Here is a 13664-nt window from a genome sequence, read left to right as displayed (position 1 = left end):
AATACCTTTCGATAAAAAAATTGTTACCGAAAGGCATTCTTTTGCTACCGAATGGGAAATTAGTGAATCGGAATACAAAAATCTACAATCATCTTTCCTTCCGGATGATCTTTAAAGTTGGAATGATAAATTTCGTAAGGAAAGGTTCTTCTGATTGTATAATTGTTTTCATTCATCCATAAAAACAGAGAAACCCAGCATTGCTCAAAGTCATCCAACGTAACTTCACCACTTCCCACAATGTATTTTCCTCCCTCTAAGGTTTCAGCAAATACTTCGCCCTCCTGCTGCTTCAGTTTTTCATCCAGGAGCATGCTGGCATGGATTCTGACTTTATCAAGAGGGGTAATCTTACAGCTGTCATGATAAACAGCGATCATTTTCACATTCTCCCTTGGAAAAAGATTCTTCTTAACCGCCCAGTCTATTAATACGTTGAAAGAAGGTTCTACGTTTGCAATTCCAAGGCTCATTACTGACGCCAGATTCATTTCCGGCATTTCTTTTACTTCGATTTTTAAATTCATGTTGGTCCAATTTAACAGGTTTTCTATGTTGCAAATGTATTGGCTGAAAACCGTATCAATTTGTCCGTTCTTGCGATGTGTTTGTAAAATCTTGTGAAATTTTTCCGGCGCTGATTTCCGGAATTCTGTGGGAGCCAAACCGTAATGCTTTTTAAAAGTTTTACAGAAAACAGAATGATTAGAAAACCCAAGATCCCAATAAATGTTCTTGATTTCCATATTTTTATGTAATGCCAGATGCAGAGCACTTTTTTCTATTTTCTTTCTGATGATATAGTTCTGAAGGGTTTCTCCGGTAACGAGCTTAAATATTCTGTGAAAATGAAAGGGCGAATAGGCACTTACCTCTGAAACTTTCTCCAGAGACAAATTAGAATCAATATGATTATCAATATATTGAATTGTTTTTACAATCCGTTTTTTATATTCTTCCAATTCAAAGTTGTTAGTTTACAAAGATATTTTTCCAGAATGAAAATCTGTTGTCTATTATTGCTATAATCAAGATAATCCACTCGTTTTTACTATAGGATATCTTCTTCAAAATGTTTAAAAAGAGGAATTATATTTCTAATCTTGGGATCTGAAGAAGCTATATAACTATAATAATCTTCGTGAATAAAAATCTCTTTTATAAAGAACTTTTCATCTTCAATGATACACTCATCATTTATGACTTCAAAAGCATCCAACGGAAGCATCATCCCGGCTCCATGCGCTTTTATTACAGCTTCTTTTCTTGTCCAATAGGTGAAGAATCCATTCATTTTATCCTCAGCATCCTGAATTTCCTGAATCTCATTAGAAGTCATCTGAAATGTAAAATCGTGGTAGCTGATCTTCGGGTCGTTGTATTCTATATCTATTCCCAAAGGATATTCTGCAATGGCACAGGCAACAAGATCTTTGGAATGTGATATGTTGAAATGGAGGTCATATCCTTTCAAATAAGGTTTTTTATTGGGAAGAATGCCAATCTCCACATCCGGAATGTTGTAATAAGTTCTTAATCCGTGCCGTAGAAGTACTTTTCCCATTAAAGAAAGCTGTGCATCCTGCCATCTTCTGTATTTCAGAATATCTTTTTTAATATCATCAGAAAAAACAGGCAGATACCGGTCAAGGAGGAACTGGTGCCTTTCTTCGCTGATGAATGTATATAGAATAATCATTTTCTATTTCTTCTTTGATATGGGATCATTACTTTCACGTTAAAAATAAGCTTTTTTTCGTCCCTTTTTAAAGCAATTCATCTTCTGGTCAAAGTTGCAGAATCTGAGGCTGAAACGTATTGAATTTTGGCTATCCTGCGCGGTATCTTTTGAAAAAAAGACTGGAATCATAAAGCGCTTTGGAAAATCTTTTATAATTTTAGGGTAAAATCACTATAAATCATTTAAAAAATGAAAGTACAAACACTAGCATTATTGGCAGGATTTGCATTTTTAGCAACTTCATGCGGAACAACAAAAATGTATTCTGTAAATGCCAAAAGCGGAACACAGACAGGAGGGACAGCGAAATTTACCCAGAACGGAAATGAGGTAACGATGAAGCTGGATATCACCAATCTTACTCCTGGAATCCATGCAGTACACATTCATGAAAAAGGAGACTGCTCTGCAGCAGACGGAACTTCTACCGGAGGCCACTGGAATCCTTCAAAGAATGATCATGGTAAATGGGGTGCTGAACATTTCCACATGGGAGATATAGGAAACCTGGTTGCTGATCAGAGCGGAACTGCAACATTGACTTTCAAAACAGACAAATGGTGCCTGGGTTGTACGGATGAGTCTAAAAACATTATCGGAAAAGGTCTTATCGTACACGCAGCAGCAGATGATTTCCATACTCAGCCTACCGGAAATGCCGGAGGAAGAGTGGGATGTGTAGAAATTAAATAATCTACTTTATTCAATAAAAAAACCGCTAATTTTCATTAGCGGTTTTTTTATGTTTAGGATTTAGCTCCCATCTCTGATACAATATTCATTGCTTCCTGCAGGTAAAGATCTTTTTTCAGATTCTTGATCCACATTTCAGATTTTTTCTTGAAAGCTTCATCTTTTTTCTCTCTTTCAACTTCACTTGGATACATGATGAACTGAAGGCCATTCTCAAATTTTGTCAAAGCTTTGAACTTTTCAATCTGAGATTTTCTGTTTTTCATCAGCTCATTAAACTTAGTGATATTCAACGTGATATTTTCTTCTTTGTCAAGTTTTTCTCTCCACTGAGCAGACTCTAATAACAACTGATAATTGCTGTTTTTAGCCATTCTGTCTGCGCTCGCTTTTTCCAGTGCCTGAATATTGAAATAGTTCAGTTTCTGGAATTTCGTAGGTGGAATTTTGTCCCATGCCAATGCATAGTCATCATATCGTTCTCCTACTTCAGCATAGGTAAAGAAATCTTTCATCTGGATATCAGAAACGATCCCTTTTCTCTGTGTAGATTCTCCGGTAATTCTGTAGAACTTCTGGATAGTCAGTTTTAAAGATCCGAAATCATCTTCTGTATTCAGGAATCTGTTCAGGTCAACAAAAGTCTGAACGGTTCCTTTTCCGAAAGACTGTGGAGACCCGATAATCATTGCTCTTCCGTTATCCTGCATTACTCCTGCAAGGATTTCTGAAGCAGAAGCTGAAAGCTCGTTTTGCATGATTACCAAAGGACCAGTCCAGATCGGAGTTTCATTTTTATTCTTAAGAGTCTGTATTTTCCCGTTTCCGTCTTTCACCTGAACATAAGGTCCGGCTTCCATGAAAAGTCCCATAATATCCCCTACTTCTGTTAAAGAACCACCTCCGTTATTTCTAAGGTCAAGAATGATTCCCTGGATATTCTGTTCTTTCAGTTTAATGATCTCATTTTTGATGTCATCAGAAGCATTTCTTCCTTTTGCATTTTCAAAATCAGCATTAAAGCTTGGAAGGTTGATGAAACCATATTTCTTACCATTTGGAGTATTCACTACAATACTTCTTGCGAAAGTATCTTCAATAGCTACTTCCTCACGGATCATTGTTACATCTTTGATGGTACCGTCTTTTTTCTGAACCGTCAGTGTTACCGGAGTTCCTTTTTCACCTCTGATCAAACGTACTGCTTCATCAGAAAGCATTCCTACTACATTTACGGCATCTTCTTTCGGTTTAGATCTTACTTTCAGGATTTTATCACCCTCAGAAAGCTGTTTCGACTTCCATGCCGGTGCACCAATGGTAAGAGCTCCTAAGTAAAGGTTTCCTTTTTTCTCCTGGATCAAAGCCCCGATACCGATTACTTTTCCAGTAAACTGAGTATCAAAATCTTCTTTATCTTTTGGAGAATAATAGTTCGTATGCGGATCGAATACTTCTGTATATGCATTCATATACACGGTAAACCAATCCATTTTCTTTCTTTTTTTGAATCGCGTAAAGGTATCTTTTACAAGGTCTTTTACTTCATCAGTCGCTTTTTTGATTTTTTCGTCCTGAGTAAGAGGCTTAAACTTGATGGTATCTTTCAGCTTGTACTTCTGAACAGAGTCCTTTTTTTCTTTCTGAGCTTCTTCTTTGCTGTTCATCGACTCTACTTCCTGAAGAATATTGTACTTGATGAATTTTTTCCACTCATTATACTGTTCCTGCTTGTTGGCTGGTACCTTTTTAAGCTTCGGCTCAAGAGTAAGCGTTTCATCTTCCTGAAGATTAATTGGCTTGCTGAAAATATCCTGTGTTATTTTATCGATCTCATCCACTCTCTGGTATAGTCTGTCAATCGTAAGCTTATAGAATGTAAGATCACCCTGACCGATATAATCATCAAGCTTTGTCTCATGCTTGTTGAATTCATCCATATCAGATTGCAGGAAATATCTTTTAGCGGGATCTACCAATTCGAAATAATGCTTATAAACGTCCTTCGAATAGGCATCATTGATAGTCTTGGGGCTATAATGCAGATAAGAAAGTGTGTTTTTTACGCTCACCATAATCGTCTGCATCTTTTCATCGTCATTCTTTGGCGAGTTGAAACAAAACATTAGACTGGTTAATGGAATAAGAAGTAAAAATTTATTCAGTTTGAAATTTTTCCACATAAACTGTCTTTATTTATTAATTTTTTTAAAATAAGTATAATAATTAGTAGCAGTAAGTTTGGTACTGTTACAAATGATCAAATTTAATACCTTATTTGCAATTATCAGATAGTTTTAACCATTTTTATTAAATAGACTTACAAATAATAATAACAGTGTTAGCCATTTCCGATTATCAGGCAGTTTACCTCCTGAATGAAATAATTATCGTTCTGTTTTCAAGATATAGACTCAGTATTTATTTTTCATCAAAAACTAAAAACACATACCACAAAAAACAATTTTTGCCCATAAAGGCATAAAATATGCAGAGAATTAAACATACAAATTCAAAATATTAAGTCATGAAAAGTTTATTATGGTTAGTAGCAGTCATCTGCATCGTTGTTTGGCTTTTAGGAATGTTAGGAATAGTTCCTGGAATGAGCACGGGTTATTTAATCCACGTTTTACTGGTCATTGCCATTATAGTTATTCTTTATAATATCATTTCCGGCAGAAAACCTCTCGACTAGTTTATTATTTTGTAAAACCACTTAAAATTAAAACAACCATCAGGCTTAACAGATGCTTTTTAGCGAAGTTGTAATATATTTTGTCTTGAAAAGCATCTGTAAGTACTGTGGTTACTCTTATTCTCAAAAAAACCGGGATTATATCAAATATTAATTTTGCTTTATTTTAAGTTTAATTTTTACTCCTTTCCCTCTTTCTTTTCCCTGCATCTTGCCTCATTTCAGGGTGAAAATAAGAAAATCTCAATTTCGATTTCACAACAATCAATAATAAATCTGCTGTTTTATCACGTCTTATTTTTGCCTACATTTGATGGGTTGAAAATCTATTTGTTCTATTCTGAAATGAACAAATTCACTCTATTTGAATAAAAATATTAAAGATAATTTATGGAAAGACCGCTTATTCTGGTTACTAATGATGATGGAATTACAGCTCCTGGTATCAGAAATCTTATCAGTTTTATGAATGAAATCGGAGAAGTAGTTGTTGTGGCACCTAACTCTCCTCAAAGTGGAAAAGGCCACGCTATTACCATTAATTCTACCCTAAGCTACGAAGAAGTTACCCTGGATGGCCCGCAGACAGATTTTTCATGCAGCGGAACTCCTGTAGACTGTGTAAAGATGGCTCTTGATAAAATTCTGAAAAGAAGACCTGATATTGTGGTTTCAGGAATCAATCACGGAGCAAACTCTTCTATTAATGTGATCTATTCAGGAACGATGTCAGCTGCAGTAGAAGCGGGTGTAGAAGGAATTCCTGCGATTGGATTCTCATTACTGGATTTCAGCTGGGAAGCTGATTTTACCCAGGCTAAGGAATTTATTCAGAATATCGTAAGAAGAACTCTGGAAAACCCAATGCCTAGAGGAATTGTATTGAATGTAAATATTCCTAAACTTCCTGCTGAAGAAATAAAAGGCGTAAAAGTATGTAAACAGGCCCACGCAAAATGGGAAGAAAGCTTTGACGAAAGAATAAACCCTCACGGTAAAAAATATTACTGGCTGACCGGTTATTTTAACAATATGGATGATTCTGAAGATGCTGATGAAACTGCATTGGCAAACGGATATATTTCTATTGTTCCGGTAAAGTTTGACCTTACGGCATATGAATACATGAAAACACTGGAGGAAGTAATGACTTTTGAAGATGTAAAAGAAGTAAAATAACCAAAGAGATAATAAAAGCGTGAAATCAGATTTCACGCTTTGCTTTTATAGTGTTAAAATAATACTTTATCTTCTTTTCTGAGCTCTTCCAGATATGCCTTTTTATCATCTCTGTAAAAAAGATTCATCGTTTCAAAAGGAATTAACTTCAGGTCTTTATTGACAATATGTACGCACGACTTCTTCACTGCCCTTACATCAAAATCATGAGCATCCATAAAGTTCATAATAATGATTCTGAAAAGGTTATCATAGTCAAGATCCGGAGCACATACTTCCGGCAGACAACACAGTAACTGATTGACCTTAGGCTGAACTTTATCTACGGAAATTCCGGTACTGAAAATATCCAGCAGCTGCATGTGCAGTCCCTTATCCTGTTCGTAAACAATGGTATTCCTTGATTCATTATTCAGAAGATCTGCAGGATTGATATATCGGGTTAAAGGAATTATTTCGTCCTGAAGTTTTAAGATATATCCCATAGCCAGAGCATCCGGATTGCACGGAACAGGAATAATATCATCAGAATTTAATAAAGGAAACTGATTGATAATTTCCTGTCTTACTTCAGTTAAGGTAATTTTTTCATGAGCAGAGTCTTCCCGGTTTCTTCCGGCAATTTCAACAGGCTGGAAGGTAATTCCTCTTACACATTTCTGTTTCAGGGCAAATTCTATAATTTTTCCTATTTCATCAATATTTTTATCCTTTTGAAGAACAATAACCAATGTAGTTGAAAGATTAAGCTCATTAAGTTTTTCCAGTGCCTTCATTCTGACTGCAGTAAGATCCTTCCCTCTGAAATCTTCCAGGACTTCAGGCTTAAATGAATCAAACTGAAGGTAAATTTCAAATTCAGGAGCATACGTCGCCAATTTTTCAGCAAACCCCGGATCATTCGCTATTCTGATTCCGTTAGTATTCAGCATCAGATGTTTGATCGGTTTTGATTTGGCAATATCCATAATTTTGAAAAACTCCGGATGAATTGTAGGTTCCCCTCCACTGATCTGCACCACGTCCGGTTCACCTTCATTTTTTACGATAACATCAAACATGGCCTCAATTTCTTCAAGGCTTCTGTGACTTCCATAATGAGGTGAGGACATTGCATAACAGGTTGGACAGGTCAGGTTACAACGATCTGTAACTTCTACAATAGAAAGACAGCTATGCTGTTCATGATCTACGCATAGTCCACAATCATAAGGGCAGCCATATTCTACATCGGTTCCAAAATGAAGGGGCATTTCAGAGGCTTTATTATAATTTCTTATATTTTTATAATAATGTACATCAGAGGCTATTTTTGTTTTGAAAAAACCATGATCCGGGCATCTTTTGGTCATAAAAACAGTTTCATCCTCAATAATGATTTTGGCTCCTACCCTTTTAAGGCATTCCGGGCAAAGACTGATTGTATAGTCGTAATAGGTATAATTTCTTACTGGCATAGCAAAATTTTTAAAGTCCTCCGCAAATATAACCGCTGATCAATCCACAGATCAGAAGGGATATAAGCATTGTCTGAATAAATTGTTTCCTGGTGAATTTCCGGTCTCCCTTTCTTTCGTAAATAAGTTTTGTTATAACAGTGACAATAAGGGATAAAACCAGTGCAACCAAAATAATTGCACCAACGATAATTACGACTAACCCTGCCAGATTGCCGACTTCTAAAATAGTTAACGTTTTCATCTTGAATATTTTGAATATAAAGACCTGGTATTTTTAATTTTATAAATGTAGTAAATAATTACGCAGATACAGACCATTTGAATCGTACCCAAATTTTCAGTGATTTCTACCCTTGGTTTTATAAAATCTAAAAAGAATCTGAATGTAAAATAGCTGAGCATAAACAGCTGAAAAATAAAACCGGAAGGGTATTTCTTATGATTTTGAATATACTTTAATCCTATCCAAAGAAAAATTAAAAAGGCTATTTCATACAAAGCAACAGGATGCCTGAGATATTGGTCCCCCAGATGCATTCCAAAAACAGAATCAGTAGGAATGCCATATGTTTCTTCGCCAATACCGGTAAGAAAACACCCTATTCTGCCTATAATCATGGCCAGTATGAGAGGAAAAACAATAAGATCTCCCGTACTTTCTTTATGGTGTACTATCTTTTTTGCCAGCTCTACTCCCAATAAGCCAAAAGCCAGCCCTCCTATAATGGTATTGCTTGACCAGAACTTTCTGATAGAAAAATTGTCAAATAATGCATAAGGATTTTCAAGATTACCGATCAGTTTAGAGCCTATCAAAGCTCCGGCAGTAGCACCTATTAAAACCGCCGCAGAAGTATTGAAAGAAAGTTTTTCATTAGACTTTCGTTTCAGATAAAAATAATATCTCATACCCAAGAACATTCCGACAGCCTCAAAAAGTGGATGCGCAAGGATTGTTTTGCCGAAAATATGAAATGTTACAGGAAAATCCATTATTTCAAAAATACACTATTTCATATTATTCACTACCTTTATTCTGACAAATAATTACAAAATGCGTATAGAATATGACATAAAACTGGGGTTCAAGGATGTAATGTTCCGCCCTAAGCGTTCTACTTTAAAATCTCGTTCAGAGGTTGATTTACAAAGAGAATTTACTTTTAAACATACTAAGAAAAAATGGACAGGTGTTCCCGTAATTGCCGCCAATATGGATACTGTAGGAACTTTTGAAATGGCTGTAGAACTGGCAAAAGAAAAGATTATTACAGCGATTCACAAACATTATACTCCTGAACAATGGGATCAGTTTCTTCAGAACCAACCGGAAAGCATTCATCAATATATTGCTTTAAGCACAGGAACCGGAAAAGCTGATGAGGAAAAAATAAGACTGATTCTTGAAAAGCACCCAAAAATTGAGTTTCTCTGCATTGATGTAGCCAATGGTTATTCTGAGCATTTCGTTGGATTTGTGAAGAAAGCAAGGGCTAATTTTCCGGATAAAATTATTATCGCCGGAAATGTTGTTACAGGAGAAATGGTGGAAGAGCTTCTTCTTGTAGGTGCCGATATCATAAAGGTAGGTATTGGTCCCGGATCTGTTTGTACTACCAGGGTAAAAACAGGGGTTGGATATCCTCAGCTTTCTGCTATTATTGAATGTGCTGATGCTGCTCACGGCCTAGGTGGACATATCATCGCTGATGGTGGATGTAAAGTTCCCGGTGATGTTGCAAAAGCCTTTGGAGGAGGCGCTGATTTCGTAATGCTGGGCGGGATGTTTGCCGGTCATGATGAAAGCGGCGGCGAAATGATTGAAGAAAATGGTAAAAAATACCGCCTTTTCTATGGAATGAGTTCCAAAACGGCAATGGATAAGCATTCCGGAGGTGTAGCAGAATACCGGGCTTCTGAAGGAAAAACAGTGAAAGCAGCGTATAAAGGTCCTGTGGCAGACACTGTAAAAGATATTTTGGGGGGCGTAAGGTCTACCTGTACTTATGTAGGAGCTTCAAAGCTTAAAGAACTTTCCAAGAGAACCACTTTTATCCGGGTTCAGGAACAGGAAAATCAGGTTTTTAAAGATTAAAAAATAATAACATAAAAGGCTTTAGATAATAATTCTAAAGCCTTTTTTATTCTTTCGTTCTAATATATTTTTTATTAAAATATTTTTGAAGCTGGTCATTTACATAGGTTTCCTGTTCTTTTACAGAAGCCATTTCATCGGTATGTAAAATTCTGGGAACTTCTTTTATCTTATCCACTACAACAGAGTCTTGAGAAGAATTTCTAATGATGTTTATCCTTTCATCCATCTCTCTTTCATATTCCTTAAGATCTGTAGTAAGAAGTTCCATAACTATATTTCCCCCATTAAAATCAATATTAAAATAAGAATACTTTTCCGGGAAAATTTTAAGTTCAGGAAGAAAAACAATCAAAAGAGAAACCCACCAGAACTTTTTTATTTTTTCAAATTTAAAGTATAACAACAGTGAAAAAGTAAGCAGGAAATAAAAGAGTATACTTTCAAACTGTCTTGCAATAGAGGTGAGAATATAGCTTGTAAATAATAAAGGAATCAGTGAAACAGACCAAAATAAAACCGCTTTTTTAAATGTTATCTGCACAGTGATTCTTTTAAGCTCTTCTTCAAAAACTTTAATAAATAATGGAAGTACTGCAATAACTTTTAATCCTACATAAGTTGTATCAGCACCAAAAAGAGCAATCCTTTTCAGCCATTTTACCATTCCTTTTTCCACCTCTCCCATTCTGTTGAAGTTTCCTGGTGCAAGAAAACAAACAAGTAAAAAAACAGTTCCTATCAATAACAAAAACAAGTTTTCTTTATTACGTTTCTGATAATAAGTGACTAACAGAAGTCCTTCGAGAATCAATGCCAGAATTTCATTAGAACCCATCAGCATGATGATCAACAAAGCTGAAAGGTAAAACCAAATTTTCCGTTCTGTATCCTCATATTTTTTGAAAAAATAGAGTAAAATCCCGGATAAAATGACAGGAACGAAATAGATATTGGAACCCGTCACCCAGAAGTAATGCTCTGGTAAGCTTACCAGAAGTACTGTGTAAAAGAAAAACAGAAGAAATCCTTTTTTGAGGGATTCTTTCAGAGAATAGCTGAAATATTCTTTAAAGTTTAATGCTGAAACTCCAATAAAGGACAGCATCAAGAATACCGGATATATTTTCGGAAGAATAGTTTTACTGTCATAAAAGACAGGGTTAAACATGTTAAGGGAATATCCGAAATATCTTCCTCCCCATTGTGTATAGGTATCTATAAAACATTGGACCAGTCCAAGTTTTCTGGTAGCATAAGAACAAAAATAATCATCGGTCTGATATACATTAAAAAAACTAATGTATGCCAGACCGATGATTAGTAATATCGACAAGAATAATACTATATTCTGTACTTTTTTCATTTTCTAAGTTAACATTCCACCGTCAACGTTTAACGTTTGCCCGGTAATGTATGCTGACATTTCGCTGCCTAAGAATACACACGCATTCGCGATATCTGCAGGCTGCCCTCCTCTTTTCATTGGAATTTCTTCTCTCCATCCCTGAACTGTTTTCTCATCCAGAACAGCAGTCATTTCCGTTTCAATGAATCCTGGAGCAATAGCATTACATCTGATATTCCTTGATCCTAATTCCAATGCCACAGATTTTGTAAACCCTATTACACCTGCTTTAGAAGCTGCATAGTTGGCTTGTCCGGCATTTCCTTTCACTCCTACTACAGAAGTCATATTGATGATAGATCCGGATCTGGCCTTCATCATCGGCTTAATTACCGCTTTCGTAAGGTTAAAAACTGAATCTAAGTTTACTTTGATTACTTTATCCCAATCTTCTTTGGACATTCTCAATAACAGGTTATCTTTTGTAATTCCTGCATTGTTTATTAAAATATCAATCTGTCCGAACTCTGCCATCACATCTTCCACCAACTTCTGAGCTGCATCATAATCTGATGCGTCAGACTGATATCCCTTAATTTGGGTTACAGAACTTAAAGCTGCTTCTAATTCTTTTGCTTTGTCTACAGAGCCAGCGTAGGTAAATGCTACTTTTGCCCCTTGCTGAGCAAACATTTCAGCGATACCCTTACCGATTCCTCTTGTAGCTCCGGTAATTAGTGCTACTTTTCCTTCTAATATTTTCATATCTATTGACAATTATTTTTCTTTTAACTCATTCAGCTTGTGACAGCTGACTCTTATAATTTCTACAATTCCTATCCGGAATTAAACGGTTTGCAAAGATATTATAAATTGTTATTCAACCCATTGAATTTGTTAAAATACTGGATTATTTTGATAATTATTTGGATTTTTATTACAGCTGAACAGAATTATTTTTAAATCTCGTGAAATAAATAAAGTCTGTTTTTTTGCTTCTATCCAGCTTCAGTACTTCTTTCTGCCAGAAATATTTGTCGTAAATAATCTCCTTCAAAGGTTCATTCTGAAAGTTTGAAACTCCGAATTTTCCTTCTTTTTTTACTACAATTTCGTTCTCGGCATTTCCGAATGTAATAATATCTTCGTAAATAAAGGGAACAATTTCTGTTCCTTTTCCATCCAGAATGCCATAGAGATTGCCTATATTTTTACACACCAAAGGTTTTGAATACTGATTAAGCGGATTAAAATATTCTACATCTTCATTTCTGATCTGACTGATATTCTTCAACTCTGCCGTTGAGCCATCTTTTACAGAAAACCTGTAGTAACGATCCTGTTTTCCAATAATAAGATTGTCGGGATAAAAGCCTAAAATCTGTACGCCTTCCCCAACAATATTCTTCAGATCCTTATCCAGAAATTGTTCTTCATTTCCTTTTTTAAGGTAGATGAAGTCTTTCCCGGAAATGGTAAAAGCTTTAATAAAATCATATTCCTGAGGAAGAATGATATTCCCCTCCAGATCAACAATTCCGGATTTCTTTACTTTATCATTATAGACACTGAAAAAATTATTCAATAAAGGGTTTACGTATTTAAAAGTCTGGGAATACAGTTTCTTATCTTTTTTATTGAAGACTGTTGCTTTTCCGTTTTTTATAAGGTAGATGTATTCTTTTCTGCCAAAGTATTCCGGAGTGATATCATTAAAGATTTCCTCAGCAAGTATATTTTCTTCGGTGTCAATCAAACCGTATTTTCCTGTACTTTTATTTCTGGTAATCAGATAAGGGTAGGCATTGATATCTACTACCTGCTTTGAAAATTTATGCAGGGTCTGACCATTATTTCCAATGATTTCGCTTTCATTGTCATCATTAATGATCAATGCTTTACCCTCTTCAAAGTTGTAATCTTCTTTAAATTCCCGGCTGCTGAGCTGTTTTCCGTTAAGATCATACAGAAACCATTTTTTTTCTTTTAAAACAAAGAACCTGTTCTTCCCCGAAAAACGGATCTTTTCAGCATAAGGAATAATTTCCTTTCCGTTATAATCGTATACGGCTTCTTTGTCTTGTTTTGAAGAAATAATGCGGTCTTTGCTCCACCAGGGCGTATTGAATTCCTGATCATCCAAAGCAATGAATTCCTTGCCTTTTTCGTCAATAATGGCTGATTTTCTATTACTCCCATCTTCAGAATAAAGAATAAATCTGTTTTTAAAAATGTGTAAAATTCCGCCTCTGTAGGGAGATTCAAAGGTAATGGTCCCTAAAGAGTCTACTATTGCCTGCTTTTTAGATCCGGAATCGTAAGCCGTTCCATATCCGTCCGAATAGGAATTCACCTCCTTCCCAGCCTTTTTCGACAGGATTACTTTCATATACTGGTTAGTCTGTGCTGTACAGACTACAGAACACAATACAAAAACTAATTTTTTCAAG

At 35.6% G+C, this 13664-nt stretch carries 13 protein-coding genes; 4 read left to right on the top strand and 9 right to left on the bottom strand.

Translation table 11 applies throughout. The features are described 5' to 3' along the window. Window positions 1–59 precede the first annotated feature (59 nt). Both ACLMCG_RS20645 and ACLMCG_RS20640 read right to left on the bottom strand, forming a co-directional pair. Window positions 60–962 carry an AraC family transcriptional regulator gene (locus ACLMCG_RS20645; protein ID WP_413961007.1) on the bottom strand — a complete coding sequence of 301 codons (903 nt, stop codon included), beginning with the start codon at window positions 960–962 and terminating at the stop codon, window positions 60–62. Between the two features lie 89 nt (window positions 963–1051). Further along, window positions 1052–1699 carry a 4'-phosphopantetheinyl transferase family protein gene (locus ACLMCG_RS20640; RefSeq protein ID WP_413961006.1) on the bottom strand — a complete coding sequence of 216 codons (648 nt, stop codon included), beginning with the start codon at window positions 1697–1699 and terminating at the stop codon, window positions 1052–1054. Between the two features lie 231 nt (window positions 1700–1930). Between ACLMCG_RS20640 and ACLMCG_RS20635 the strand changes: the two genes are divergently transcribed. Further along, window positions 1931–2434 (top strand): superoxide dismutase family protein, encoded by a 504-nt coding sequence (locus tag ACLMCG_RS20635; RefSeq protein ID WP_309434363.1) that lies wholly within the window; start codon window positions 1931–1933, stop codon window positions 2432–2434. Between the two features lie 53 nt (window positions 2435–2487). Here ACLMCG_RS20635 and ACLMCG_RS20630 read toward each other — a convergent pair whose 3' ends face one another. Further along, window positions 2488–4617 (bottom strand): carboxy terminal-processing peptidase, encoded by a 2130-nt coding sequence (locus ACLMCG_RS20630; protein ID WP_223598189.1) that lies wholly within the window; start codon window positions 4615–4617, stop codon window positions 2488–2490. A gap of 344 nt (window positions 4618–4961) precedes the next feature. On the opposite strand from ACLMCG_RS20630, the gene ACLMCG_RS20625 reads away from it, so the two are divergent. Further along, a complete protein-coding gene (locus tag ACLMCG_RS20625) occupies window positions 4962–5132 on the top strand; it encodes a lmo0937 family membrane protein (RefSeq protein WP_047426491.1) in 171 nt (56 codons plus the stop codon). A gap of 390 nt (window positions 5133–5522) precedes the next feature. Continuing rightward, the gene (surE, locus tag ACLMCG_RS20620; protein WP_142717462.1) at window positions 5523–6311 is read left to right on the top strand and encodes a 5'/3'-nucleotidase SurE; all 789 of its coding nucleotides are present in this window, start codon (window positions 5523–5525) and stop codon (window positions 6309–6311) included. Window positions 6312–6364: 53 nt separating this feature from the next. On the opposite strand, the gene ACLMCG_RS20615 is transcribed toward surE, so the two are convergent. From ACLMCG_RS20615 to ACLMCG_RS20605, 3 genes are read right to left on the bottom strand one after another with little or no spacing between them, the layout of a single operon-like run. Continuing rightward, the gene (locus tag ACLMCG_RS20615) at window positions 6365–7768 is read right to left on the bottom strand and encodes a radical SAM protein (RefSeq protein ID WP_413961005.1); all 1404 of its coding nucleotides are present in this window, start codon (window positions 7766–7768) and stop codon (window positions 6365–6367) included. 10 nt (window positions 7769–7778) lie between these two features. Further along, on the bottom strand, window positions 7779–8012 hold the full coding sequence (locus ACLMCG_RS20610; RefSeq protein WP_223598187.1) for a hypothetical protein: 234 nt from the start codon (window positions 8010–8012) through the stop codon (window positions 7779–7781). After that, window positions 8009–8764: a prolipoprotein diacylglyceryl transferase gene (locus tag ACLMCG_RS20605; protein WP_413961004.1), complete on the bottom strand. Its 756-nt coding sequence runs from the start codon at window positions 8762–8764 to the stop codon at window positions 8009–8011. The genes ACLMCG_RS20610 and ACLMCG_RS20605 overlap by 4 nt, the downstream gene beginning before the upstream one ends. Before the next feature lie 61 nt (window positions 8765–8825). Here ACLMCG_RS20605 and ACLMCG_RS20600 point away from each other — a divergent pair, with 61 nt between their 5' ends. Then, window positions 8826–9866, top strand: a complete 1041-nt coding sequence (locus ACLMCG_RS20600) for a GMP reductase (protein ID WP_413961003.1) — start codon at window positions 8826–8828, stop codon at window positions 9864–9866. Between the two features lie 46 nt (window positions 9867–9912). Here the strand turns inward: ACLMCG_RS20600 and ACLMCG_RS20595 are convergent, their stop codons facing one another. The 3 genes from ACLMCG_RS20595 to ACLMCG_RS20585 form a co-directional block, all read right to left on the bottom strand. Beyond that, window positions 9913–11232 carry a DUF6056 family protein gene (locus ACLMCG_RS20595; protein ID WP_413961002.1) on the bottom strand — a complete coding sequence of 440 codons (1320 nt, stop codon included), beginning with the start codon at window positions 11230–11232 and terminating at the stop codon, window positions 9913–9915. Window positions 11233–11235: 3 nt separating this feature from the next. Next, window positions 11236–11979 carry a 3-oxoacyl-[acyl-carrier-protein] reductase gene (gene fabG, locus ACLMCG_RS20590; protein ID WP_047377912.1) on the bottom strand — a complete coding sequence of 248 codons (744 nt, stop codon included), beginning with the start codon at window positions 11977–11979 and terminating at the stop codon, window positions 11236–11238. 172 nt (window positions 11980–12151) lie between these two features. Continuing rightward, window positions 12152–13663, bottom strand: coding sequence for a WG repeat-containing protein (locus tag ACLMCG_RS20585; protein WP_413961001.1), 1512 nt, complete (start codon window positions 13661–13663; stop codon window positions 12152–12154). Window position 13664 lies beyond the last annotated feature (1 nt).

Source organism: Chryseobacterium sp. S90 (assembly GCF_047444895.1).
In the GTDB taxonomy this organism is placed as follows: Bacteria; Bacteroidota; Bacteroidia; order Flavobacteriales; family Weeksellaceae; genus Chryseobacterium.
The sequence above is the reverse complement of the archived record's forward strand: the minus strand, read 5'-3'. Positions and strand labels throughout refer to the sequence as shown.

Bases quoted from the DNA above. Each gene is read 5' to 3' on its own strand.
- ACLMCG_RS20640 (WP_413961006.1), bottom strand. From the start codon at position 1,699: ATGATTATTCTATATACATTCATCAGCGAAGAAAGGCACCAGTTCCTC.
- ACLMCG_RS20635 (WP_309434363.1), top strand. From the start codon at position 1,931: ATGAAAGTACAAACACTAGCATTATTGGCAGGATTTGCATTTTTAGCA.
- ACLMCG_RS20630 (WP_223598189.1), bottom strand. From the start codon at position 4,617: ATGTGGAAAAATTTCAAACTGAATAAATTTTTACTTCTTATTCCATTA.
- ACLMCG_RS20625 (WP_047426491.1), top strand. From the start codon at position 4,962: ATGAAAAGTTTATTATGGTTAGTAGCAGTCATCTGCATCGTTGTTTGG.
- surE (WP_142717462.1), top strand. From the start codon at position 5,523: ATGGAAAGACCGCTTATTCTGGTTACTAATGATGATGGAATTACAGCT.
- ACLMCG_RS20615 (WP_413961005.1), bottom strand. From the start codon at position 7,768: ATGCCAGTAAGAAATTATACCTATTACGACTATACAATCAGTCTTTGC.
- ACLMCG_RS20610 (WP_223598187.1), bottom strand. From the start codon at position 8,012: ATGAAAACGTTAACTATTTTAGAAGTCGGCAATCTGGCAGGGTTAGTC.
- ACLMCG_RS20605 (WP_413961004.1), bottom strand. From the start codon at position 8,764: ATGGATTTTCCTGTAACATTTCATATTTTCGGCAAAACAATCCTTGCG.
- ACLMCG_RS20600 (WP_413961003.1), top strand. From the start codon at position 8,826: ATGCGTATAGAATATGACATAAAACTGGGGTTCAAGGATGTAATGTTC.
- ACLMCG_RS20595 (WP_413961002.1), bottom strand. From the start codon at position 11,232: ATGAAAAAAGTACAGAATATAGTATTATTCTTGTCGATATTACTAATC.
- fabG (WP_047377912.1), bottom strand. From the start codon at position 11,979: ATGAAAATATTAGAAGGAAAAGTAGCACTAATTACCGGAGCTACAAGA.